The sequence below is a fragment of the Tautonia plasticadhaerens genome, from assembly GCF_007752535.1.
Classification (GTDB): domain Bacteria; phylum Planctomycetota; class Planctomycetia; order Isosphaerales; family Isosphaeraceae; genus Tautonia; species Tautonia plasticadhaerens.
The window spans coordinates 2,226,678-2,251,466 of record NZ_CP036426.1 but is presented as its reverse complement, the minus strand read 5'-3'; the positions used below and the strand labels follow the sequence as shown (position 1 = coordinate 2,251,466).

At 72.6% G+C, this 24,789-nt stretch carries 17 protein-coding genes; 9 read left to right on the top strand and 8 right to left on the bottom strand.

Annotated elements, in window-relative coordinates; genetic code table 11:
* Window positions 1-171 precede the first annotated feature (171 nt).
* Window positions 172-3,762, top strand: coding sequence for a retropepsin-like aspartic protease (locus ElP_RS08625; protein ID WP_145268375.1), 3,591 nt, complete (start codon window positions 172-174; stop codon window positions 3,760-3,762).
* A 173-nt stretch (window positions 3,763-3,935) separates the two neighbouring features.
* Entirely contained in the window at window positions 3,936-4,754 is an 819-nt protein-coding gene (locus ElP_RS08620; protein ID WP_145268373.1) for a PEP-CTERM sorting domain-containing protein, read from the top strand.
* A gap of 208 nt (window positions 4,755-4,962) precedes the next feature.
* Here ElP_RS08620 and ElP_RS08615 read toward each other — a convergent pair whose 3' ends face one another.
* The 4 genes from ElP_RS08615 to ElP_RS08600 form a co-directional block, all read right to left on the bottom strand.
* A complete protein-coding gene (locus tag ElP_RS08615; protein ID WP_145268371.1) occupies window positions 4,963-5,622 on the bottom strand; it encodes a hypothetical protein in 660 nt (219 codons plus the stop codon).
* Between the two features lie 130 nt (window positions 5,623-5,752).
* The gene (locus tag ElP_RS08610; protein WP_145268369.1) at window positions 5,753-6,139 is read right to left on the bottom strand and encodes a LapA family protein; all 387 of its coding nucleotides are present in this window, start codon (window positions 6,137-6,139) and stop codon (window positions 5,753-5,755) included.
* A 109-nt stretch (window positions 6,140-6,248) separates the two neighbouring features.
* A complete protein-coding gene (locus ElP_RS08605) occupies window positions 6,249-7,196 on the bottom strand; it encodes a prepilin peptidase (protein WP_231749578.1) in 948 nt (315 codons plus the stop codon).
* 50 nt (window positions 7,197-7,246) lie between these two features.
* Window positions 7,247-7,795 (bottom strand): shikimate kinase, encoded by a 549-nt coding sequence (locus tag ElP_RS08600; RefSeq protein ID WP_145268365.1) that lies wholly within the window; start codon window positions 7,793-7,795, stop codon window positions 7,247-7,249.
* 293 nt (window positions 7,796-8,088) lie between these two features.
* Here ElP_RS08600 and ElP_RS08595 point away from each other — a divergent pair, with 293 nt between their 5' ends.
* On the top strand, window positions 8,089-10,671 hold the full coding sequence (locus ElP_RS08595) for a putative bifunctional diguanylate cyclase/phosphodiesterase (protein WP_197446822.1): 2,583 nt from the start codon (window positions 8,089-8,091) through the stop codon (window positions 10,669-10,671).
* A gap of 47 nt (window positions 10,672-10,718) precedes the next feature.
* Here ElP_RS08595 and ElP_RS08590 read toward each other — a convergent pair whose 3' ends face one another.
* Window positions 10,719-12,473: an ABC transporter ATP-binding protein gene (locus tag ElP_RS08590; protein WP_145268361.1), complete on the bottom strand. Its 1,755-nt coding sequence runs from the start codon at window positions 12,471-12,473 to the stop codon at window positions 10,719-10,721.
* Between the two features lie 427 nt (window positions 12,474-12,900).
* On the opposite strand from ElP_RS08590, the gene ElP_RS08585 reads away from it, so the two are divergent.
* The 5 genes from ElP_RS08585 to ElP_RS08565 all read left to right on the top strand — a co-directional run bounded on the left by ElP_RS08585 (window position 12,901) and on the right by ElP_RS08565 (window position 21,208).
* On the top strand, window positions 12,901-15,612 hold the full coding sequence (locus tag ElP_RS08585; protein WP_145268359.1) for a multicopper oxidase domain-containing protein: 2,712 nt from the start codon (window positions 12,901-12,903) through the stop codon (window positions 15,610-15,612).
* Window positions 15,613-15,779: 167 nt separating this feature from the next.
* Window positions 15,780-16,049, top strand: a complete 270-nt coding sequence (gene rpsO, locus ElP_RS08580; protein ID WP_145268357.1) for a 30S ribosomal protein S15 — start codon at window positions 15,780-15,782, stop codon at window positions 16,047-16,049.
* A 239-nt stretch (window positions 16,050-16,288) separates the two neighbouring features.
* On the top strand, window positions 16,289-18,595 hold the full coding sequence (gene pnp / locus ElP_RS08575) for a polyribonucleotide nucleotidyltransferase (protein WP_145268355.1): 2,307 nt from the start codon (window positions 16,289-16,291) through the stop codon (window positions 18,593-18,595).
* Window positions 18,596-18,995: 400 nt separating this feature from the next.
* Complete coding sequence (locus ElP_RS08570) at window positions 18,996-19,841, top strand: two-component system sensor histidine kinase NtrB (protein WP_145268353.1); 846 nt, start codon at window positions 18,996-18,998, stop codon at window positions 19,839-19,841.
* Window positions 19,841-21,208, top strand: a complete 1,368-nt coding sequence (locus tag ElP_RS08565) for a sigma-54-dependent transcriptional regulator (RefSeq protein WP_145268351.1) — start codon at window positions 19,841-19,843, stop codon at window positions 21,206-21,208. The genes ElP_RS08570 and ElP_RS08565 overlap by 1 nt, the downstream gene beginning before the upstream one ends.
* 18 nt (window positions 21,209-21,226) lie before the next feature.
* Here the strand turns inward: ElP_RS08565 and ElP_RS08560 are convergent, their stop codons facing one another.
* Both ElP_RS08560 and ElP_RS08555 read right to left on the bottom strand, forming a co-directional pair.
* A complete protein-coding gene (locus ElP_RS08560) occupies window positions 21,227-21,505 on the bottom strand; it encodes a hypothetical protein (RefSeq protein ID WP_145268349.1) in 279 nt (92 codons plus the stop codon).
* Between the two features lie 93 nt (window positions 21,506-21,598).
* Window positions 21,599-22,702 carry a TlpA family protein disulfide reductase gene (locus ElP_RS08555; protein WP_145268347.1) on the bottom strand — a complete coding sequence of 368 codons (1,104 nt, stop codon included), beginning with the start codon at window positions 22,700-22,702 and terminating at the stop codon, window positions 21,599-21,601.
* A gap of 364 nt (window positions 22,703-23,066) precedes the next feature.
* Here ElP_RS08555 and ElP_RS08550 point away from each other — a divergent pair, with 364 nt between their 5' ends.
* Window positions 23,067-23,891, top strand: coding sequence for a glycerophosphodiester phosphodiesterase (locus tag ElP_RS08550; RefSeq protein WP_315852668.1), 825 nt, complete (start codon window positions 23,067-23,069; stop codon window positions 23,889-23,891).
* Window positions 23,892-23,955: 64 nt separating this feature from the next.
* Here ElP_RS08550 and ElP_RS08545 read toward each other — a convergent pair whose 3' ends face one another.
* Window positions 23,956-24,501: a DUF4256 domain-containing protein gene (locus ElP_RS08545; RefSeq protein ID WP_145268345.1), complete on the bottom strand. Its 546-nt coding sequence runs from the start codon at window positions 24,499-24,501 to the stop codon at window positions 23,956-23,958.
* Window positions 24,502-24,789 lie beyond the last annotated feature (288 nt).

Below are 24,789 nucleotides of genomic sequence, written 5' to 3'. Positions count from 1 at the left end.
GGACGTCCCCATCTGTTCTTCACGTTCATTCATCAATGATTCAGGGCTCCCCGCGTGGCCGAGGCCGATCGGCCCCCGCCGCGCCGGGCCGAGCGGCCCGGGTCCCGGCCCGATCGGGAGCGATCGGCGCGCGCCGACCTCGGGAGCCTCGGGGAAGGGAGACCTCGCACCATGGCCCTCGCACTCGGAGTCGAGCCGCCCATGCAAACGCCCTCGCCCTCGCCCCGACGCCGCCGCGCCCGACGGGGCCGGAGGCGATCGCCCGTCCCGCCGACGGCCGGGATTTTGCCGCTGGAGGCCCGCGTGCTGCCGGCCGCGATCTCCCTCGCCGGGGGGGCCCTGACGGTGGCCGCCTCGGCCGGGGAGTCGAACGACCTGTCCGTCGAGGTGGAACGGGCCGGGAGCGAAACCTGGCTCGTCGTCACCGAGACCGGGCCCGGGGTGCCGCTGACCGTCGCCGGCTCGGGGCTCGTCACGCGGGGGCCGGGCGTGGTCGCCGCCCCGCTCTCGGCCGTCTCCTCCCTCGCCGTCGCCACCGGCGCCGAGGGCGACTCGGGGGGCGAGGCCGATGCCGTGGCGCTGCGGCTCGATCCCTCCCTGCCGACCAGCCTCTCCGTCACCGGGGCGACCGGGGACGACCGGATCACGCTGCTCGGGACCGGGCAGGCCGACACCCTGGACCTGCAACGCCTGAGGAATGCCGAGGGCTTCAAGGTCGTCCGGGCCTCCTTCGCCGGCCAGTCCCTCTCGTTCCTCGACTTCGAGCACCTGGGGATCGACGTCTCGCAGGACGGCGCCGACACGGTGCGACTCGACCGCTACATCGCCGGCCTGGGCCGGCCGCTCGAGGTCGAGTTGATCGGCGGGGGGGCCGGGGTCGACGCGCTCCAGGTGGTCGGGGAGGGGGACGTCCCCCAGGCCGTCGAGGTGACCGACGGGGTGCTCCGCATCTACGACGACCCCCGGGACGCCCGGGACGAGGTCTTCCTCGGCCGGTCGGACAACGTCGCCATCCAGCAGCCCCTGGTGACCGTCGAGGTGATCGACGAGGCCCGGCCCCCGGGCGACCAGAGCCTCGGGCCGTTCTTCCTCAACCAACTGCTGCTCGACACCGGGGCCACGGGCCTGCTGATCGTCGACTTCGCCGCCTCGGAGCTGGAGGAGAACGGGATCGTCGACGACGGCGACTACCTCGAGCAGGGGGTCTCCGGCTTCACGCCGATGGACGTCTCGGCCCCGTACCGGTTCGACTACGCCGGCCGGAGCGGCGTCCGGAACACGATCCCCGACGCCCGGCTGCTCTACAGCTCCAGCGTCAGCTTCAGCTTCCTCGGCCCCTTCGGCATCATCGGCATGCCGACGATGGTCGACAAGGTCGTCGAGCTGGACATGAGCGGCTGGTCCGAGCCGCTCGAAGCGGAAGATCTGTCCATCGGCGTCGAGTTCTCCGGGGCGCTCCCCCACGGCCTCGAACACCCCCGGAGCGTCCCGCTGCGGCTCGTCGACTTCCCCCACGACGGCCGGGTCGGCGACGACCCGCTGCCGACCTTCGCCCCCCTGCCCTTCCTGACCGTCGAGGCCCGGGACGACGGCCACGCCGCCACCGGCGAGTTCCTGCTGGACACCGGCGCCCAACTCTCGCTCATCTCGACGGACCTCGCCATCGAGCTGGGCCTGGACAAGAACGGCAACGGGACCCTCGACGACGAGGCGCTGGACTTCATCGAGGTCGGCGGCATCGGCGGCACCTCCTCGATCCCGCTGGTCGCCGTCGACCAGGCCGCGGTCGCCACCGAGGACGGCGCCGAGCTGGTCTGGACCGAGTTGCTCGTCGGGGTGCTGGACATCGAGGTCGAGGACGGCCCCCGAATCGACGGCGTCTTCGGCATGGACTTCCTCACCAGCGGCTGGGCGGCGAAGGTCCTCCCCCCGCTGCTCGGCCTGCCGGGCTCGGACCGGGACGGCTACTTCTCCCAGGTCTATTTCGACTTCCGGGACTCGGCCGACGGCGTCGGCACGATGATCCTCAACCTCACCCCCGAGTTCGACGAGGTCGTCGAACCCCCGACCCTGCCGCTGACGATCACCCACTCGGGCCTCGAATCCCTCTCCGTCGCGACCGGCCCGGGGGACGACCGCTTCGCCGTCGCCCCCTCGACCGCCGTCCTGATCTCCCTCGACGGCGGCGGCCCCGACGACGACGACGAACTCCGGCTGATCCCCGACGGCCTGCCGGCCACCGACGACGGCTCGACCATCCTCGTCCCCGGCTATCTGCCGATCTCGCACAGCCGGTTCGAGCGGGTCGACCTGGAGCCGGGGGCCTCCCGGCTCATCGACGACGGCTTCGAGGCCCCGGAGGCCGGGCCGCCCGGCGTCTTCGGCTCGTTCATCGAGGGCCCGCCGGGGACGCCGTGGTCCTTCACGGGAGACTCGGGGGTGGCGGCCGACGGCTCGGGCTTCACGGCGGGCAACCCGACGGCGCCCGAGGGGGACCAGGTGGCCTTCCTGCAGCGGGTCGGGCGGTTCTCGCAGCCGGTGGAGGTGGCGGAGTCGGGCGTCTACCGGCTCAGCTTCCGCGCGGCGCAGCGGGCCAATTCGCGGGGGGGAGTCGGTCACGACTTCGCGGTGACAGTCGACGGGGTGCGGGTGGCCCTGATCGAGCCGGCCGGCACATCGTACCAGCCGGTGGAACTGCTGCTGCGGCTCGAAGCCGGGACTCATGCGATCGGCTTCGAGGGGATCAACCGCCTCGGGGGCGACCGCACCTCGCTGATCGACGCGGTGTCCCTGGCGAGGGCCGTACCGGGGACGCTGCTGGGGGGCGGCTTCGAGGCCCCCGAGGCCGGGCCGGAAGACGTCTTCAACTCGTTCATCTACCGGCCGGCGGGGACGCCGTGGTCCTTCACGGGAGACTCGGGGGTGGCGGCCGACGGCTCGGGCTTCACGGCGGGCAACCCGACGGCGCCCGAGGGGGACCAGGTGGCCTTCCTGCAGCGGGTCGGGCGGTTCTCGCAGCCGGTGGAGGTGGCGGAGTCGGGCGTCTACCGGCTCAGCTTCCGCGCGGCGGCGCGGGTGAACTCGCGGCTCGGCCCGGGGCATGACTTCGCGGTGACGGTCGACGGGGTGGAGGTGGCCCGGGTCGAGCCGGGCGGCGCGTCGTATCAGGAGGTGGAGCTGCTGCTGAGCCTCGATGCCGGAATCCACACGATCGGCTTCGTGGGCATCAACCGCCTCGGGGGCGACCGCACCTCGCTGATCGACGCGGTCCGCCTCGAATTCGATTCCCCCTCCGGAGGGGGCGATGGCTTCCTCGGGGATGGCCCGGCTTCGACCCCCCGGGGAGGTCTCGCCGCCCCCCTGGGCCTCGACCGCAGGTGGGGTGAATTCCTCCTCGATCGGGCCCGGGGAGGCCTGCTCACCCTCCCCGGAGGGTCGCCGACCCCGACGCCGACGTCCCCGAACGGCCCCTGGGCCGGAGCCGGGGCCGGGCCGACCCTCCCCTCTCGGCCCGCCGCCCGCGTCCCACACCGGGAGTCGATCGACGCCGCCTCGGCCGATCGACCGGCCCTCCGGGCCGAGGGCCGGGACGGGCCCCGGCCAGCTCCCCCCGCCCCCGACCCGACGGCCCCGATCTCCCGGCGAACCCCCAATCAGGTGGGAGACTCCCGGACCCGAGCCCCGATCTCCAGCCTCGACGGGCGGGCCGAAGCGGCTGACCCCCGGGGCCTGGCCGAGCGGCTCCGGCTCACCCGACGCTGACCGACCCGCCGCCGCCCCGATCCCGATCCCGATCCCGAGGGCGGGGGGCCGTTCCCCCGCCCGGCCGGGGCCCTCGACCCCCGGGCCGCCGACGGCCCGACCCCCCGGCCCCCTCCCCCTCGTCGACCCGATCGGCCGGACGGTCGACGACGACGCTCGCAACGGAGACTTTGATGATGACGCGTCGACGCCCCGCACCGCTCCTCGCCCTCGCCGCCCTGCTCGCGCTCCCCGCCGCCCCCGCGGCGGCCGAGGTCCTCTATGAGACCGGCTTCGAGGAGCCCGTGTTCACCGCCGGCCTGCTCGACGGCCAGGACGGCTTCTCCGCCATCGCTGGCCCGGGGGCCGGGATCGTCTCCACCTCGAACCCCTCCTCCGGCGACCAGGCGGTCGAGATCCTGGGGGCCGGGCTGGAGGATCTCGGCGGCCTGTATTTCTCGGCCTTCGACAAGGCGATCGGGTTCACCGCCGCCCCCGGGATGGATGTCATCGACGTCGTCGCCGACGTCCGCCTCGATCGCTCCACCGGCGGCACGACTGCCGACGACTCCGTGAGCGTCAACCTCTCCGCCTTCGCCAACGACTTCGACCTCCTCGCCGACGTCTACGTCTCCTCCAACGGCACGATCGTCGGCTCGGTGTCCTCCGGCGACACCTTCTCCACGACCGGCGGACTGGGCTCGTACTTCACCCTGAAGATGTCGATCGACTTCGGCGCCCGGGCCGTCGGCTTCTACGTCGACGACGCCCTGATCCAGACTCTCCTCCTCCCCGGCAGCATCACCGACGACACGCTTTCCTTCGTCAGCCTCTCGATGATCTCCGTCCTCCCGACCCTCGACGAACGCCGAGAGTTCAGCGGCTCTATCGATAACCTCGGCGTCGGCACCCCGACCGCCTCGGTCGTCATCCCCGAGCCCGGGTCGATCGTCCTGGCCGGGATCGGCGCGCTCGGCCTCGCCGCCCGCCTCCGACCGCGCCGCCGCAACTGATCGCCCCCCGGCGACCCGATCAGGGAGGAGGCCCCCACCTTCGGCCCTGGCGAGCACGGGGCCCTGCGCCCCGGGGGGGCAACGGTGGGCGTCAGCCCGGCCTCGACGGCCCTCCCCCGGCCCCCGTGCGGTCGGCCATGCCCACCGGGTGGCTGCCGGGGGAGGCTGGACCACTCCGCCGACCGTACGACCGGCGGGCGATCCGGGCTCAGTCCAGGGCGCTCGACCCGGAACCCCGGGCCAGGGGAGACCAGTTCGAGCCTCCCGCCCGGGAGCTGAGGCCGACGTCCGCCCGACTGGCCGAGGGGCTGAGGTCGAAGTACCGGACCGGCGGGGGCTCGATGTACGGCCGAGTCCGGTCCTCGTAGGAGGGGGACCGGGGGGAGCCGAAGCCGAAGGAGCCCTCGGCCGAGGGGCCGGGGGGGGGCGTGACGTCGATCGTCGACGGGTTCGGGATCCGGGTGAATGGCGCCGCGCTCGGGGGTCGGGAGGCCGGCCGGGTCGACCGGGCCTCCGGGCCCTCCTGGTCGGGGGCCGGGCGGGCCAGCTCGTACGGGTCGCCGGCCCCCTGCCCCGCTCTGCCGAGCTGGGTCCGGTAGCTGTCGACCTTCCGTTGCAGATCCTGGCGGTCGATCTCGGCGAGCCTCAGGTCGCCGGCCAGCTTCTGGGTCTCATCCCGGGCGACCTTCAGCTCGTCCCTGAGCTGCTGGTTCTGGAACTCCAGGCGGCTGAGCTGCTCCCGGATCGAGCTCCTCCGCGGATTCAACGCCAGGAGCTGGCCGGACCGGGCGCAGCCGACGGCCGACATCAGCAGCAGGGCGGCCAGCGTCGCCGCCAGCGGCCTCCGGCATCGTCGAGGGGGAATCATGAGCGGCGCCCTGGGCTCGGTGGTCCGGGGGAATCGGACGGAATTGCGGCCGGGCCCCGACCCGACCCGGATCGGTTCGAACCGGCCCGGATCCGGGCCACGCCGAACCCCGCCCTCCCCTCGGCCCGGCTCAGCGCCCGCCCGACCAGGGGGCGTCGTCGAGGCCCTCCGGCGCGTTGGCGGCGTAGTCCGACGGGGGCAGGTCGTCGTCGAAGACTCCGGCCTCTTTCTCTACGTCGGCCATCCCGGCCCCGGCCTTGAGCCGCCGGAGGGCGACGAGCACCCCCATCGCCAGCATCGCCAGCAAGGCCCCTGCCATCGCGCTGAGCAGGATCAGGATGCCGGTCGAGCTGGTCAGGGTCCCCAGGCCGAACGGAAAGGTCACCTGCACCGACTGGCCGTTGATCACCACGAACCAGAGCAGCACCCCCAGCACGAAGGCGACCGCCACCAGGTGGCGGTAGATCCAGAGGTTGCGGATCAGCGACGGCTTGCGGCGCCGATATGGAGAGGTCATGGCCGCGTGCTCCTTGTCCCGATGCCCGTCCCCGACGAATCGGCCGTCCCCGGGTGCTCTTCGCAGCAGATCCGGTTCCCTTGGCCGGAATCCGGCCGCCCTCGACCGATCATCCCCCGCCGAAGGCCATGTCCAGCAGCATGCCGAGCAGGAATTCCCCGACCTCGGCGTACGTCCGGAACAGCTCCCCCAGCCATCCCGGCCAGAGCCATCGCCAACCGAGCATCAGGATCAGGGCCGCCAGGCTCAGGTACGGGCCGAAGGGGATCGCCGAGGTCCGGGCCGGCCGGCCGGCGAGGCGGTCTCCCAGGATCAGGGCCAGCCGGATCCCCCCGTGCACCAGGCCCACGATCGCCCCCAGGAAGAGCACCAGCGGCGTCGCCTGCCAGCCGAGGAAGCCGCCGATCATGGCCACCAGCGTCACGTCCCCCAGGCCCATCCCCTCCTTGCGGAAGAGGACCCAGCCGAGGAGCCGGACCGCGTAGATCACCCCCCCACCCACCACCAGGCCCAGCACCCCCGTCCCCAGCCCCCCCAGGGTCGACTCCGCCCGGCCCGGCTCCATCCGGATCTCCGGCACAATCGCCCCGACGGCCAGGCCGAGGACCATGCCGGTCACCGTGACCGAGTCGGGGATGATCTCGTAGTCGTAGTCGATGAAGGTCGCCACCACCAGCAGGGTCGCCAGGCCCGCGTGGTAGGCGGCGCTCGCCAGGGCCAGCGCCAGCTCCCCGCCGTACATGAGCCTGGGCTCGGCCATCACGTCCACGGCGTAGACGGCCACGAACAGCAGGCCCACCAGCAGCTCGATCGCCGCGTACCGCCCCGAGAAGGTCGCGCCGCACTCCCGGCACCGGCCCCGGAGCGTCAGGTAGCCGAGCACCGGCACGTTGTCCCTCGCCCGGATGGTCGCCAGGCACCTCGGGCAGCACGAGGGCGGCCAGATGACGCTCTTCTCCCAGGGCAATCGGTAGATGCAGACGTTCGAGAAGCTGCCCACCAGCGTCCCGGTGACGAAGATCAGCGGCAGAAGGATGGCGTGCAAGGTCCAGATCACGGCGATCGGTCCCGGAAGGGGGCTTCGATTCGAGACGGGGGGCGGCGCGGTCAGGGCCCTTCGCGATACGAACCGGGGAGGGCGGCCAGCACCGCCTCGGCGACCTGCCCGGGGGATCGGCCCTCGGTGTCGACCTCGGCCCCCGCCAGCTCCCGGTAGAGCGCCTCCCGGCGGCCGAGCACCTCGGCCACCTCCCCCAACAGCCCGGCGGCGGTCAGGGCGGGCCGGCCGGCGGGGTCGGCCCGGAGGCGGTCGACGATCGTCCCGGGGCGGGCCGAGAGCCAGGCGACGAACCCGAACGCCCGCAGAACTTCCCGGTTCTCCTCCCGGAGCACCACGCCCCCCCCGGTGGCGATCACCAGCCGGGACCGGGCGGTCAGCTCCCGGAGCGTCCCGGCCTCCAGGTCCCGGAAGGCGGGCTCGCCCCGCTCGGAGAAGATCGAGGCGATCGGCCGGCCGACCCGGCGTTCCAGCACCTCGTCGGCGTCCTCGAACGCCCAGCCGAGCCGATCGGCCACGATCCGGCCGACGGTCGACTTCCCCGTCCCCCGGTACCCGACCAGGGCGACCCCGAGCCCCCGGGCCGATCCGATCCCCATCGCTCGCACGCCTCCGGCCGCCTCCCGCCTCCCGTCCCGCACCGTCGAGTGTACACCCCCGGCCCCCCGGACGCGAACCGGAGGGGCCGGCCGGGCGGCCCTCGAGGTGGGGATCCCGCCGGGGGTGGCGATCATGAGCTAGAAGACCCTTGGGGGGGCGCCCCGGCCTCCGGAGTCGGACCGTCTCCGGATCCCGGCCGAGTTCGGTCCCGGGTCCACCCCCCGGGACCGAACTCGGCCCGGGCGGGGATTCGATGGCGGTGCGAGCGCGGGGCGGGGGCGGGGAGAATCCGATGGGCGATGACGACCGGCCGGAACGCTTCCCCTTGACCCGGCTCGGACTGCCGGAGTTCCCGAGGGGAGACCCGGGCCCCGAGGGCGTCCGGTCTCGCCGCTCCGGGCCCGCCTCCGGCCCGCTGGAGGGCCTCGGCCGGCGACTGCACCGCGTCCCCCCGGCCCTCCAGGGGACGGTCGCCGGCCTCCTGCTGCTGGTCGGCTCGCTGGCCTGCGCCTGGACCTGCTACTCGACCGCCTATCGCGCCTTCCGGCACACCGTCGACGAGGATCTGCTCACCGTCGCCCGGCTGGCCGCCCTCAGGATCGACCCCGACGCCCATGCCCGGCTGACCCGGGCCGGCCAGCAGAACGGGCCCGAGTACCTGAGGGTTGTCGCGCCGCTCCGGGAGATGGTGGGGGCCGCCGGGCACCTCCGCTACATCTACACCCTCCGGGCCGTCGGGGACGAGCTGCGGTTCGTCGTCGACACCGGCCTCCCCGAGGACACCGACGGCGACGGCGTGGTCGACCAGGCCGGCCTTGGGGAGCCCTACACGGGGGCGCCTGCGGGGCTCGCCCGGGCCGCCGCCTCGGGGGAGCCCTACGTCTCCCCCGAGCCCTATGACGACGACTGGGGCACCTTCTTCTCGGCCTGGGTCCCCCTGCGACACGACGACGGCCGCCTGGAGTGCCTCGTGGCCGTGGACATCGAGGGGGAGGTCTTCGAGGCCCGATGCCGGAGCATGAGGCACGCCTTCTGGTTCTCCTGCGCCGCCGCACTGATGGTCAGCGGCCTGGCCGGGGTCGGCGTCGCGGTCTCCCAGCGGAGCAAGCTCGTCTACCTCGACCGGCTTTCCCGGAGCGAGCGGCGTTATGCCCTGGCCGTCGACGGCGCGGACGAGGGGATCTGGGACTGGGACCTCGGCACCGACACCCTGTATTTCTCCGGCCGCCTCCGCCGGATGCTCGGCATCTCGGAGGATTCCCGGGAGGCGGGCCCCCTGGTCGCCTCCTTCCTCGACCGGGTCCACCCCGACGACCGGCATCGGGTCCGGTCGGCGATCCGGGAGCACCTGGAGCGTCGGGCCCCCTACGACGTCGAATATCGCGTCCGGGGCGTCTCGGGGGGGGATCGCTGGTTCCGTTCCCGGGGGCAGGCCGTCTGGGACGATCGCGGGCGACCCGTCCGTTTCGTCGGCTCGGTGGGGGACGTGACCGACCGGGTCCGCCTCCGCCGCCAGCTCCGGAGGGCGGCCCGTCTCGACCGGCTGACCCGGCTGCCCAACCGGGACGCGCTGCTCCGCAGGCTCCGACGGGTGATCCGGTCCCGGCGGCAGGGACCGGGCCTCGGCTTCGCCCTGCTATTCCTGGACTTCGACCGCTTCAAGATCGTCAACGACAGCCTCGGCCACGACGCCGGGGACGCCCTGCTCGTCGAGATCGCCGCCCGGCTGAGGGCCAACCTCCGGACCCGGGACGAGGTGCTCCGGCTCTGCTCCGGCACCGCCGCCCGCATCGGCGGCGACGAGTTCGTCGTGCTCCTGGAGGGGCTCCATTCCCCCTCGGACGCCGTCCCGGTCGCCCGGAGGCTGCTGGCGGTCCTCTCCGAGCCCTACCTCATCAAGTCCTTCCGCGTCGTCTCGACCGCCAGCATCGGCATCGCCCTGGATGACGCCCACTACGAGCGCGCCGAGGACCTGCTCCGGGACGCCGACACGGCGATGTACGAGGCCAAGTCGGCCGGCCGGGGCAGCCTGGCCGTCTTCGACGAGTCCATGAGGCGGCGGGTCCGGCGCCGGATGCAGCTGGAACAGGGGCTCCGCCAGGCGATCGAGCAGGACCAGCTCTCGCTGCATTACCAGCCGATCGCCCGCCTCGACACCGGGGAGGTCGTCAGCGTCGAGGCCCTGGTCCGCTGGGAGCACCCGGAGCTGGGCCCGATCTCGCCCGGGGAGTTCATCCCGATCGCCGAGGAATGCGGGCTGATCGTCCCGCTGGGGGAGCGCGTCCTGGACCGCGCCTTCGGCCAGCTCTCGAGGCAGGAGGCCCGCTCCCCGTCGGGGAAGATCCCCGGGGTGAGCGTCAACCTGGCCCGGCAGCACCTGCTGCTGCCGGACCTCGCCGGCCGGCTCACCCGGACCGTCCGCCTGGCCGGCATCGACCCGGCCGAGGTCCACCTGGAGATCACCGAGGGGGCGGTCATGCAGGACGTCGACGTCGCCCGGGAGACCCTCGGCCGGCTCCGGGAGGCCGGCTTCCGCCTGGCGATCGACGACTTCGGCACCGGCTACTCCTCCCTCGCCTGCCTGCACCAGTTCCCCTTCGACCTCCTGAAGATCGACCGCTTCTTCCTCGAGGGCCTGGTCCACTCCGACGACCGCGCCTCGATCGTCCGGACGATCACCGCGCTGGCCTCCATCCTCGGCTTCCGGGTCGTCGCCGAGGGGATCGAGACGGCCGACCAGCTCGCCCTGCTCCGGGAGCTCGGCTGCGACTACGGCCAGGGGTTCTACCTCTGCCGGCCGACCCACTTCGCCGACCTCCCCTCCCGGATCCCGCTCCCCCACGCCGACGGACTGCCCGCCCCCGTCCCCTGCTGATCGCGCCCGCAGCGGCCATCGGCCGTCGGCGGAGGGCCGTCGACCGATCAGGCCCCCCCCTCCATCCGCTGCAATTCCACCATGTCCCGGTAGAGCCCGCTCCGCTCCATCAGCTCGTCGTGGCTGCCGACCTCGGCCACCTCTCCCGAGTCGAGCACGAGGATCCGGTCGGCGTCCCGGATCGTGCTCAGGCGGTGGGCGATGACGAACGAGGTCCGGTCCCGCATCAGGTCGGCCAGCGCCGCCTGGATGAGCCGCTCGCTCTCGGTGTCGAGGTTGCTCGTCGCCTCGTCGAGGATGAAGATCACCGGGTCGGCCAGGATCGCCCGGGCGATCGCCAGCCGCTGCCGCTGGCCCCCGCTGAGCCGGACGCCCCGCTCGCCGATCAGCGTGTCGTAGCCGCCCGGCAGGGCCTCGATGAACCCCGACGCGTTGGCCGCCCGGGCCGCCCGCTCGATCGCCGAGCGGGAGGCCCTCCGGTCGGCATAGGCGATGTTCTCGGCCACCGAGCCGTCGAACAGGAAGACGTCCTGCTCGACGATCCCCAGCAGTCGACGGTAGCTCTGGAGGTCGACGTCCCTCAAATCCGTGCCGTCGAGCCGGATCGACCCGCCGGTCGGGTCGTAGAACCGGGCGACCAGGTTGCAGAGGGTCGTCTTCCCCGCGCCGGACCGGCCGACCAGCGCGATCGTCTCCCCCGGCTCCACCTCCAGGTCGATCCCCCGGATCACCTCCTCCTCGTGCCCCGGGTAGCGGAACCGCAGCCCCTCGATCGAGATCCGGCCCCCCACCCTCCCCTTTCGGGCGTGGATCGCCCCGGGGTTCGAGGCCAGCTCGGTGGGCTCCCCCAGCATGTCGAGCACCCGGTCGAAGCCCGACAGGTTATTCTGCAGGGTCGTCATGTTCGAGGCCAGCACGGCGATCGGCTCCAGCAGCATCGCCAGGTAGACCAGGAACATCATCAGGTCACCCGGGGACAGCTCCCCCCGCAGGACCTGCCAGCCGCCGTAGAGCAGCAAGGCCCCCGAGGCCGACGGCATCAGCAGGTCCCAGAACAGGTCGAAGGCCCGAGCCCGGTACCAGCCGAGCATCTCCAGCCGGGTCAGCAGGTGGCTCTCCCTCACGAACCGGGCCGCCTCGGTCTTCTGCCGGCCGAAGGCCCGGACCACCCGCATGCCGCCGAACGTCTCGGTGCTCTTGGCGTCGATCTCCTGCCGCTGCCTCCGGGACCGGCGGTGGATCGGCCGCAGGACCCGGTTCCAGAGCCGGTCGGCCCAATAGGCGACCGGGATCAGGCCGACCGCCCCCAGCAGGAACCGCCAGTCGATCCAGGCCAGGATCGCCAGCCCGCCGACCAGCTGCGTCAGCGCCCGCCACGGGTTGTAGACCATGTTGAAGACCATCTCGCCGGGCGCCCCGGCGTCGTCCCGGATCAGGCTCGACAGCCCCCCCGACTTCAACTGGTAGATCCGGTGCAGCGGCAGCCGCGACGCGTGCTCGAACACCCGGCGCCGGACCCTCACCTGGAGTTGCTTGGACACGACGGTCGCCCGCCACCTCCCCCAGACCCCCAGCAGCGCCCCGATCACCGACACGGCGAAGACCACCGCCACCACCGCCCCGAGCTTGCCGACGCTCGAGGACGGGATCGGCGCCCAGGCCGGGATCCGGTCCGGCAGCGGGCGATCCAGCAATACGTAGTCGATCACCACCTTGGTGGCCGCCGGCGGGATGAGCCGCAGCAGGGTGCCGACGGTCAGCGTCGCCAGCGCGATCGCCACGCCCCGGCGATGCCCCCGCATCAGCCGGAACAGCTCCCCGTACAGCACCCAGACCGAGCGGTGCAGCGGCCTGGGAGACTCCGAGCCGCTCCCCCCCCCGGGTGCCCCGAGGGCGTCGCCGCCCCGCCCCCCCGGGTCTCCTTCCGTATCTCCTCCCCGCGCTGCCTGCTCGACGGTCGTGTCCGCTCGCTCAAGTGACCCCTCCCCCCCTGATCCGTCCGGGACGACGCTCGCCTCGCCGTCCCCTGCATCTTACGCAGGACGGTCGAGGGCCGGGGCGGAAGGGCCCGGCCGGTCGCCTCCGGGCCGCCTCCGGATCGGGATGGGAGCGGCCCGGGCCGTGTTCTCAGGGCGACCGGCAGCGCCTTAGGTTTACCAGGTCCCCAGGGCCGGGGCGCCGGCCCGGCTGCCCGAGCGAGACCGTCGACCGCCACCCGGAGATGATCGCATGCGTCCCGACCGCCGCCGCCGACGATTCGCCCCGGAGCCCCTCGAGCCCCGAATGCTCCTCGCCGCCTTCGCGGAGCCGGTCCGGCTTTCCAGCTCGGAGGGCGTGCTCGACGTCACCTTGCGGGCCCACGAGTCGAGCCAGGTGATCGAGCTGGCCGACCCCGAGGATCGCTTCGCACCCGGGATCCCGACACTCGTCGACGGCTTCCTCACCTATGCCTGGGCGCTCAACGAGGGCGACTCCTGCGACGGCCGGGGGGCCGGCGACGGCCCGATCGGGCCGACCCTGCACGTCCAGCCGGGGGATCGGCTCCGGATCCGGATCGAGAACGACCTCGGGGACGTCAGCCCCCTTTACGGGGAGCCCGGCGGGGCGCCGACCAACCTGCACACCCACGGCCTGGTGATCTCGCCGGCCGGCAACTCGGACAACGTCCTGCTGGACATCCCCCCCGGCATGTCCAACGTCTACGAGTACCAGATCCCGGCCGACCACGAGCCGGGCGTCAACTGGTATCACCCGCATCGCCACGAGTTCGCGATGGACCAGGTCTACCGGGGCATGCTCGGCTTCCTGGTCGTCGGCGACGCCGACGGCGACATCGACCAGGTCCGGGGGCTGCCGACCCGGCTGATGATGCTGCAGGCCCACACCCCCGAGTTCGACCCGGCCACCGGCCGGACCCGCCTGGCCCCGCTGGCGGAGACGGAGACGGGGGACCTCCAGCTCACCGTCAACGGCCAGTACATGCCCGAACTGCAGATGGAGGCCGAGGACGAGGTCTGGGTCGGGCTCCAGATCGACCCCAGGGACCTGATGCGGACGTTCATCCCCGACCCCGCCGTCCCGTTCGACGACTGGGACATGGACGCCCCGACCAACCAGCCGACCTACTACGTCGCCCAGGACGGCGCCTCGTTCCCCAGGACGGTCGAGAAGCCCAGGGTGGCCCTGGCCCCCGGCAAGCGGGTCAGCGAGGTCGTCTCCGCCCCCCCCGAGGGGCAGGAGCGGACCTTCGCGGCCACGGTGATCACCCCGGAGCCGGGCCTGGTCCCGCATACCCAGCCGATCATGACCATCAAGGGCTTCGGCCGGGGCGGCGACCCCTCCTCGTGGCACGACCTCCCCCTCACCACCTCGAACCCCGACGCCCGGTACGTCGACCTCTCCGACGAGGAGGTCGCGGCGTCCCGGACCGTCGTCTTCGAGACCCGGGTCGTCGACGGCCGGTCCCAATTCCTCATCAACGGCCAGATCTGGCCGGACACGCCCACCTTCCAGGCCCGGGCCGGGCAGGTCGAGGAGTGGACGGTCATCAACAAGGACGACATCCCGCACCCGATCCACCTGCACATGCAGCACTTCCAGGCCGAGGCGGTCGACGTCGGCCGGCAGGTCGACGGCCTGCCCCCCGGCTTCGTCTACACGAAGCCCCCCCACGAGTACGACCAGGACGTCTGGTACATGGACCCGAAGACCGTCTCCGTCTTCCGGATCCGCTTCGAGCCGACGGTGGGGGAGGCGGTCTTCCACTGCCACAACCTGATCCACGAGGACCGGGGGATGATGGCGCACCTGAACGTCATCCCGGCCGAGCCGATGGTCGTGTCCGCCCCCGCCTTCGGCGGCGCGATCGCGTCGATCTACCCGCTGAACCCCGACGGGCGGACGGTCTCGGAGACGCCCAGGGCCCGGGTCACCCCGTTCGGGCCGGGGTGGAGGAACGGCATGTCGGCGGCCATGGGGGACGTCAACTTCGACGGGATCTCCGACGCCATCTTCGCCGCCGGGACCGGCCGCAAGGGCCTGGTCGTCGTCCTCGACGGGGCGACCAACTTCGCCACCACCCTGCTGGCCTTCGACGCCTTCGGCCCGGGCTTCCGGGGCCGCCTGAACGTGGCCTCGGGCGACGTCAACGCCGACGGCCGGGCCGACATCATCGTCGCCGGGGCCGGCCGGTCGGCGCCCCTGGTCCGGGCCTTCTCCGGCAAGACCGGGGCCCTGCTCTCCGAGTTCCTGGCCTACGGGCCCGGCCACCGGGGGGGCGTGCAGCTGGCCGCCGGCAACGTCGACGGCTCCGGCCGGATCCGGATCGTCACCGCCCCCGGCCCGGGACACCCCCCCGACGTCCGGATCTGGGGCTGGGACCTCTACTCCCCCAACGGCCAGGGCGTCGAGCATGGCGGCCGGGCCCACCTGGGTGCCCCGGCGCTGGTCGGGTCGTTCCTCGCCTCGGGCCCCCGAGATCGCCGGGGCGTCTCGGTCGCCACCGCCATGTTCGACGGCAGGCTCGGCGGCTTCACGAGGATCGTGACCGCCCCCCGGGCCGCCGGCCGGCACGTGAGCGTCTGGACGGTCGACGCCGGCCACGGGCGGGCCGCCGGCCACGGGGACGGCGCCGGCCATGGCCGGCAGATGGGACCGACCTCGCACGACATCGACGCCCCCCCGGTCGCCGATCGGGCCGGCGTGGGGCTCCTCACCCGGTTCCGGCCCTTCGAGGGCCGTCGATGGCCCTCCGGCTTCGCCCTCGGGGCGGTGAATACACCCACCGGCGCCCTGATCGCCGCCGGGCCCCTCCGCCCGACCCGGCCGACCGTCCGCCTCTTCGACGCCGACCCGCAGGCCCCCCGGGAGGGGCCGAAGGCCTTGCTCGTCGGCGCGATCGCCTCCCGGGACGGCCTCGGCCTTTCGCTCGGCGGGAGCTGACCGATCGACGAGCCCGGGGCCCCTCCCCGCCGTCCGATCCGCCGCACCGCCCGACAGGGCATTGCATTCGGCGGCCTCCTCCCGTAAGCTACCTCACTTCGTAGCGTAAACGATTCCAACCATACGGCCTCTCCACGAAGATCGGCCGGTGCCTTGCGGGGCGGACGATGGCGATCACCAAAGAGAAGAAGCAGGAGATTATCGACTCGTTCCGACGCGAGGAGCACGATACGGGTTCGCCCGAGGTGCAGATTGCCCTGCTGACGGCCCGGATCAACGACCTGACCGATCACTTCAAGACCCACAAGAAGGACCACGCCAGCCGCCGAGGGCTGCTGATGCTGGTCTCCAAGAGGTCCAGCCTGCTGAAGTACCTGAGGCTGACCAACCGCAAGAGCTACCTCGAAGTGATCGGCCGGCTCGGCCTCCGCAAGTGAGTCGGTGACCCGCCCGGTCGGGGCGGGTCCTCCCGGCCTCCCGCCCAGGGCGACCTCAAGCCGCCCGGGGCGACCGTCCGGTACGACCCCCCCCGATCCCGTGCGGACCCTCACCCCCGCTCATCCTGTTTCCGCCTCTGCTGCCAAGCCCGGCCGGTCCCACCGGCCGTCGGGCAGTCCTCACATCGCCAGCGCTCCCCCGCCCGGCCCGTCCCGCCGACATTGAGGTAAGGGTGGGCATGTCCACGTCAGTCACTTCCGTGAACCCGACCAAGAAGCACGTCGTCGTCGAGCGCACCATCGGCGGCAAGACCATCACCATCGAGACCGGCAAGCTCGCCAAGCAGGCCACCGGCTCGGTCGTCGTCCGCCTGGGCGACACCATGACGCTGGTCGCCACCGTCGTCGCGCCCGGCCGGGAAGGGCTCGACTTCTTCCCGATGATGGTCGACTACCGCGAGAAGGTGTATGCCGCCGGCAAGTTCCCCGGCGGCTTCATCAAGCGGGAAGGGCGGCCCTCCACCAAGGAGATCCTCACCTCCCGGCTCACCGACCGCCCCATCCGCCCGCTCTTCCCGAGCGACTACCGGATGGAGGTCCAGATCCAGGCCGGGCCGATCTCGGCCGACCGGGTCAATGACCCCGACATCCTCACCCTCATCGGCGCCTCGGCCACCCTCTGCATCTCCCCAGACGTGCCCTTCCTCGGCCCGCTCGGCACCATCCGGCTCGGGCGGATCGACGGCCAGCTCGTCACCTTCCCCACCGCCGAGGAGATGTCCCGGAGCGACCTCGACCTGATCGTGGCCAGCACCCGCGAGAAGGTCACCATGATCGAGGGCTTCGGCAAGGAATTGCCCGAGCCCGAGATGCTCGAGGCGATCCTCGAGGCCCACAAGCTCAACCAGGAGCTGATCGACCTCCAGCTGGAACTCCGCGAGAAGCTCGGCATGGGCCCGATGCTCCACCCCGAGCCCCGGCCCGACCCGCTCCAGGACGAGCTGCACCGCCGCTACGCCCACGACCTCCGCGAGGTCAAGAAGATCCGGCTCAAGCAGGAGCGGAACGCCGCCACCAAGGAGTTGCAGGAACGCGTCGTCGCCGAGCTGTGCCCCGAGCCGGGCCCCGGCCAGGAGGCCCCCGAGCCCTCCCCCGTGCAGGTCAAGGCCGCCTTCTACGCCCTCCAGGAACGCGTCGTCCGGGAGCTGATCCTCGACGGCCACCGCTCCGACGGCCGCGGGCCGAAGGACCTGCGGATGATCTCCTGCGAGGTCGAGGTCCTGCCCTGCGTCCACGGCTCGGCCCTCTTCCAGCGCGGCGAGACCCAGGCCCTGGTCACCACCGTGCTCGGCACCGGTGCCGACGAGCAGCGCGTCGACGGCATCATGGACGAGTACTCCAAGAAGTTCTACCTCGACTACAACATGCCGCACTTCGCCGTCGGCGAGGTCCGCCCCATCCGCGGCCCCGGCCGCCGCGAGATCGGCCACGGCATGCTCGCCGAACGCTCCGTCGCCCCGATCCTGCCCGACCCGGCCCGCTTCCCCTACACCATCCGGGTCGTCAGCGACATCCTGGAGTCCAACGGCTCCAGCTCGATGGCCTCGGTCTGCGGCGCCACGCTCAGCCTGATGGACGCCGGCGTCCCCATCTCCGACCCCGTCGGCGGCATCTCCATCGGCCTGGTCGAGGACCAGAAGACCGGCCGATACATCCTCCTCACCGACATCATCGGCGACGAGGACCACTTCGGCGACATGGACTTCAAGGTCGCCGGCACCCAGCACGGCATCACCGGCATCCAGCTCGACGTCAAGAACGTCGGCCTGACCGAGGAGATCATCCGGGGCACCCTCGACCAGGCCCGGGAGGCCCGCGTCGAGATCCTCCGCTCGATGCTCCGCGCCATCAAGCGGCCCCGCGACCAGATCTCGATGAACGCCCCCCGGCTCATCCAGATCCAGATCGACCCCCAGAAGATCGGCATGCTGATCGGCCCCGGTGGCAAGACCATCCGCCGCCTCCAGGAGGAGACCGGCACCAAGATCGACATCGAGGACACCGGCGTCGTCACCATCGCCAGCGCCTCCGCCGCCGGCGCCGAGGAGTGCCGGGACCGCATCGAGGGGATGACCGCCGGCGTCCAGCTCGGCAAGATCTACGAGGGCCGCGTGATGTCCGTCAAGGACTTCGGCGCCTTCGTCGAGTTGCTGCCCGGCCAGGACGGCATGGTCCACATCTCCGAGCTGACCGACGGCTACATCAACAGCGTCTCCGACGTCTGCCGGGTCGGTGACCAGATGCTCGTCAAGGTCATCGCCATCGACGAACAGGACCGCGTCAAGCTCTCCCGACGCCAGGCCCTGGCCGAGCGCGGGCTCGAGGACACCGTCGAATCCAAGCCCCGCCCGCCCGCCGGCGAGGGCGGCGGCGGCGGCGACCGCGGGCCCCGCCCCAGCGGCGGCGACCGCGGCCCCCGCCCCAGCGGCGGCGACCGCGACCGCGGCCGGGGCCCCGGCGGCCCCCCCCCTCGGGACCGCCGCTGATTCGATCGCGGGGAGATCGGGGGCCGAGGGGGGCCGGGGACGACGCGACCCCGGCCATCCCAACCCGACCCGGTCCCCGCCGCCCGCCGGGCCCTCCCTCCCCGATGAGCAGGGCGGCCCCGAGTGCCGTCCGACGTCCGGGAGGGACGCGCCCTGAGCCGCGATCCGGCGCCGGGACCCGGCATCCGCCGGGTCCCGGCCTCCCCCCCCGTCGCCCCGCGGTCGGGGCGCCCGCCCGCCAGGAGACGCGAGCCCGCCCGGGTCCGGATCCCGCTGGGGGTGACCCGATCCCCCGTTGCCCGCGACGGCCATCGGCCTCCCGCCGGGGTCCGATCGCCGGGCGACCGCCGCCGACCGGACCGAGCCCCGCCCCCCGATCCCTCAGAGGGGAGCCCCGCCCATGGCCCGATCCTCCGCCGCCGAGGTGACCGAAGCCTTCTCGTCCGCGTCCGCCGAGGGCGGACCCGACCCGGCATCCGCCCCCCAGTCCTCCTCCCCCCTGCCCGCCGACCAGGCGCAACGCCTGCGCGACCAGTACGCCGAGATCGCCCAGCTCGCCGGCGGGCTGGCCCACGAGATCCGCAATCCCCTCTCCACCATGCGATTGACCCTCGACCTGCTGGCCGAGGACTTCCGGGGCGCCCAGTCCGACCGGGACCGCCGGGCCCTGCAGAAGATCGACCGCGTCCGCAAGGAGTCCCACCGCCTCGAAGGGCTCCTGGAGGACTTCCTCCGCCTGGTCCGGGTCGGCGGCCTGGATCTCGCGCCGGCCGACCTGAACGCCGTCGTCGAGGACGTCCGGGACTTCTGCGAGCCCCAGTCCCTGGCCCACGGCATCGTCACCCGGATCCAGCTCGACCCCGAGCTGCCCCCGGTCGCCCTGCACGTCGACTCCCTCAAGCAGGCCCTGCTCAACCTGATCCGCAACGCCCAGAACGCCATGCCCTCCGGCGGCGAGCTGATCCTCCGCACCCGGCGGTGTGCCGGGGACGCCGGCGACGTCGCCCGGCTCGACGTGATCGACACCGGGGTCGGCATCCCCCCCTCGGACCGGCCCCGGGTCTTCGACGCCTTCTTCTCCACCCGGGCCCGGGGGACCGGCCTCGGCCTGCCGATGACCCGGCGGATCGTCGAGGCCCACGGCGGCACCATCGAGCTCGACTCCGAGCCCGGCAAGGGGACCCAGTTCTCCCTGCTGCTGCCCGCCGCCGGGCCCCGGGGCGACGACGAGGGAGGAGACGGCTGATGGACCCCCAGATCCGCGTCCTCGTGGTCGACGACGACGAGCCCCACGCCCAGGCCGTCGCCGAGAGCCTCGGCCGGGTCGGCTACGACTGCACCGTCGCCGTCGGCGGCCGGGAGGCGTTGCGCCTCATCGAGGAGCACGACTTCGACATCGTCATCACCGACCTCGTCATGGAGCCCGTCGGCGGCCTGGAGGTCCTGCAGAAGGCCAAGCGGGAGCTGCCCGACGCCGAGGTCGTCATCCTCACCGGCCACTCCACCGTGCAGACCGCCGTCCGGGCCATGCAGGGCGGGGCCGCCACCTACCTGACCAAGCCGCTCGACATCAACGAGCTGCGCCTCGTCGCCGACAAGGCCAGCCAGTCCCGCCGCCTCGCCCGGGAGAACATCGAGCTGCACCGCCAGCTCCAGGAGCGGTTCGGCTTCGAGGGCGTGGTCGGCAACAGCCCCCAGATGAAGGCGATCATCGACAAGCTCCGGCAGGTCTCGCCCACCCCCGCCACCGTCCTGATCCTGGGGGAGAGCGGCACCGGCAAGGAGCTGGTCGCCAAGGCGATCCACAACAACAGCCCCCGCAAGAGCAAGCCGTTCGTCGCCCTGAACTGCGCCGCCCTGAGCGACACGATCCTCGAATCCGAGCTGTTCGGCCACATCAAGGGGGCCTTCACCGGCGCCGATCGCGAGCGCAAGGGCCTGATCGAGCATTCCAACGGCGGCACCCTGTTCCTCGACGAGATCGGCGACCTCCCGCCCCAGACGCAGGTCAAGCTGCTCCGCGTCATCGAGAGCGGCGAGATCCTCCGGATGGGCTCCAACGAGCCGATCCACGTCAACGTCCGGCTCGTCACCGCCACCAACCGGGACCTGCCCGAGATGATCAAGGAGGGCAAGTTCCGGACGGACCTCTACCACCGGATCAAGGTCATCAGCATCAAGCTGCCCCCCCTGCGGGACCGCCGGGAGGACATCCCGCTGCTGATCGACTACTTCGTCCGGGAGTTCGCCGGCCGGTACGGCCGCCCGATCCCCGGCATCTCCGCCGACCTCCGCAAGGCCCTGATGGCCTACTCCTGGCCCGGCAACGTCCGGCAGCTCCGCAACGTGGTCGAGAGCCTGCTGGTGATCGACACCGACGGCGAGCTCGGCCTCGACGACCTGACCGACGAGGAACTGCTCGCCACCGTCGGCACCGCGCCGCAGTCGTCCGGCACCTCGCAGCTCGTCGGCCAGCCGATGGAGGCGATCGAGGCCCACTACATCGCCGAGACGCTCCGCCTCACCGGCGGCAACCGCGAGGAGGCCGCCCGACTGCTCGGCATCGGCGAGCGCACGCTCTATCGCAAGCTCAAGGAATACAACATCACCTGAGCCGGGCCCGATGCGCGGTCAGTGGGGCGCCGGCCCTCCCATCCAGGGGACATCGATCGCGTCGACGACCCGCCCCGCCCGGACCACGGCATACCCGGCGTGGGGCATGTCGACCGGCTCGCCCGGCCCGGGGCACTCGTCGGCCTTGAACTCCCAGAGCTGGTCCCCCGGCTCCATCCGGTCCAGCAGCGACCACCACGACTGCAGCCAGAGGTCCGACGGCTCCCCCTCGGCGAGCGCCTCCTCCGCCTCCGCCGTCCGTTTCCGCCCGACCAGCCAGCGTGACGGGACCTGCATCGACGCACCTCTCCCCCTCGACGCCGACGGGCCGCCGCCGAATCCGGTCGGCGACGGCCCGCCTCTCGGTCGATCCGATCGATCAACCCCGGCTCATTCCGCGGCCTTCTCGGCCGGGCCGAGCAGCTCGGCCAGCAGGTCGCCGATGGCCTTGGCGTTGGCCTCCCCGCTGCCGACGCGGACCATCCGGACCTTCCCCTCCTGGTCGATCACCACCGCCTGGGGGATGCCCGAGACCTGGTAATACTCGCTCATCGAGTCGCCGTCCTGGATGGCGAAGCGGTGGGTCAGGCCGTGGTGGGCGGCGAACTTCTCCAGCATCGCCCGCTCTTGCTCCGGCGTGGTGTCCGGGGTCGGCGCGGCGCGCTGGGCGTCCTCGTCCCAGTCGAACTGGTAATAGTTCGTCAGGCCGAGGATCACCAGCCCCTTGTCGCCGTACTGCTCGTCCCACTCGATCAGGTGCGGGAAGGTGGCGATGCAGGGGCCGCACCAGACGGCCCAGAAGTCCAGCAGCACGACCTTGCCCTTCAGGTCGGCCTCGGTCAGCGGGGAGCCGTTGACCCACGCCTCGACGGCCAGCGGGGCCGCCGGCTTGCCCACCAGGGCGTCCCGGGCCAGGTTGCTCTCGATCGCGGTCGAGAGCTGGTCGAGCACCTGGCCGGCCTGGGCGTAGGCCTCCTCGGCCGGGGCGCCGGCCTTGGCCTTCATCTCGGCGAGGAAGTCCCGGGCCCCGGCCAGCACCTTGGACGCCTCGGTTGGGGCGCTGTAGGCCTGCTCGCTGAGCTGCATCGTCAGCTTCTCCCGGTAGTCGCTCAGCGCCTGGGCGTCGCCCGGGGCCTGGCGGACGGCCTCCTGCAGCTCGTCCAGGGTCTTGCGGCCCAGGGTGATCCGCTGCTGGAGCACCGGCACCACGCCGTTGGCGCGGGCCATCAGCTGCTGGGCCTCCGGGGAGGTCGGCGTGAGGGTCTTCAGGAACGCCCCCATCTCTCCCAGGGCCTTCTCGGCGGCGTCGGGGTCGGTCTCGATGCTGGAGAGCACCTCGCCGATGGCGGCGCCCATGTAGGCGTTGATCGCCTCGATCGAGTTGGGGTCCGCCTTGACCGCCTGCCGGAGGGCGTCCGCCTCGGCCGGCTCCTGGGCGATCGCGGCGGCGGAGAGGATCGGCAGCAGCGCGATCGCGAACAGACTTCGCTTCATGGTGGTGTCCCGGGGGTTCCTTTCGACGTGAGTGCGACTCCGGGCCGGACCGGCCCCACGCGTCCCCTCCCCCCCGGCGCACCGGCCGACCGGCGGGATCGAGGCGCGACGGCCGATCCCGGCACGCTCGACTCATTAGAACGGACCACCGCCCGCGATCGCCAGCGGAAAATCCCGGCGACGCCCGGCGACCCGGACAATCCGTCCCGGCCCCGGCACGCTCCCGGGCCCGGGGCCCGCCCGATCGCCGGCCTTCGTGAAGATCTGATCAAGTCCCGCCCGGCGTGTTGCCCCGTCCCCCCCCGTCCGCCAGAATGGGCCCGACCCGGATCCCCCCCCCACCGTCCCCGAATCGGAGCCCCCCGTGACCGCCCTGCTGATCGGCCTCGCCCTGATGAACCCGACCGACGACCCCCGGCCCTCCCCGGCCCCCGCCGTCGAGCTGATCGCCCACCGCGGCGAGTCCTTCGACGCCCCCGAGAACACCCTCGCCGCCTTCAACCTCGCCTGGGAGCGGGGCGTCCCCGCCGTCGAGCTGGACGTCCACCTCACCGCCGACGGCCGCCTCGTCTGCATCCACGACGCGACGACGAGGCGCACCACCGGCGCCGACCTCGTCGTCGCCGACTCCAACCTCGACCAGCTCCGATCCCTCGACGCCGGCTCCTGGAAGTCCGACGCCTTCGCCGGCGAGTCGATCCCGACCCTGGAGGAGGCCCTCGACACCCTCCCCGACGGCTCTCGATGCTTCATCGAGGTCAAGGTCGGCCCCGAGGCCGTCCCCGCCCTCGTCCGGGCCGTCGAGGCGTCCGGCAAGTCCCCCGACCAGCTCCCCGTCATCTCCTTCAACGCCGACACCCTCGCCGAGGCGAAGCGGGCCCTCCCCGAGCACCCCATGTACTTCCTCTCCGGCTTCCGCCGGGACGAGAAAACCGGCGAGTGGAACACAACCATCGAGGCCCTGATCGAGCAGGCCCGTGCCCTCGGCGCCGACGGCCTCGACCTGAATTACCGGGGCCCCTTCGACGCGGATCTCCTGGGCAAGGTCCGGGACGCCAACATGGGCCTCTACGTCTGGACCGTCGACGACCCCTCCGTCGCCCGGGAGCTGGCCGCCCTCGGCGTCGACGGCGTCACCACCAACCGCGCCGGGTGGATGCGAGCGCAGCTCGCGTCCCCCGCCCCCTGAGGCCGAGCGACCGAACCGGGGCCGACCGGGCACGGGCCCCGGCCCGGCCCGGCCCCTCGCCCCTTCAGACCCGGAGCAGGCCCCGGAAGCCCCGGGCGGCGTAGTACGACTGCGCGCCGTTGTGGTAGACGAACACCTTGTCGTAGCGGCGGTCGCAGAAGAGGGCGCCACCGAGCGATCGGACCTCGGGCGGCGTCTCGACCCAGCTCGATGTCTTGGTATCGAACGCCCCGAGTGATTGCAGTTCGCGATACTGCGCCTCGGTCAAAAGGTCGATCCCCATCTCCGCGGCCATCTCGACGGCGCTGCCCCTCGGTTTGTTCTCCTTCCGGGCGTCGAGCGCCTCGCGGTCGTAGCAGACGCTCCTGCGAGCGGCCGGGCTCTCCGCCGAGCAGTCGCAGAAGGTGAACCGGCCGGTCGTCGGGTCCTGGCCGATCACGTCGGGCTCGCCGCCGGACTCCTCCATCGCGAGCAGCGTCCCAAGGGCCCCGGGGTTGCCCTCGATCCTGGCTTGGACTTCGGCCCACGCGATGCCCTCGTGGCGCCTCATGTTCGCCTCGAAGCGAGCCTCCAGGGCCCGGAGCAGTTTGGTGCGTGCTTGCGCGTTCATGGTCGTTGCAGCGTACCCATGATCGGAATCGTGCGGCCGACTCGGAGGTGCCGCCTCCCACGAATGCCCGGCGGACCCGAGGTCCCGCGGAACGAGGCGAGCAACCAGGAATCGCCGAGACCGGGAGGGACCGCGACGACCCGGGGTTTGGCTGCCCTCCCGGTCGGGTGCAGCGGTCGGCTTGCCCGCCGGTGCCCCGGTCGGATCGAAGACACCGGCTTCGCGTGCCACCGGCCCTGCCGGTCCCGGGCAGGGCCGGAGCACTGGCGGAGCCAGGGGAACCCAGAC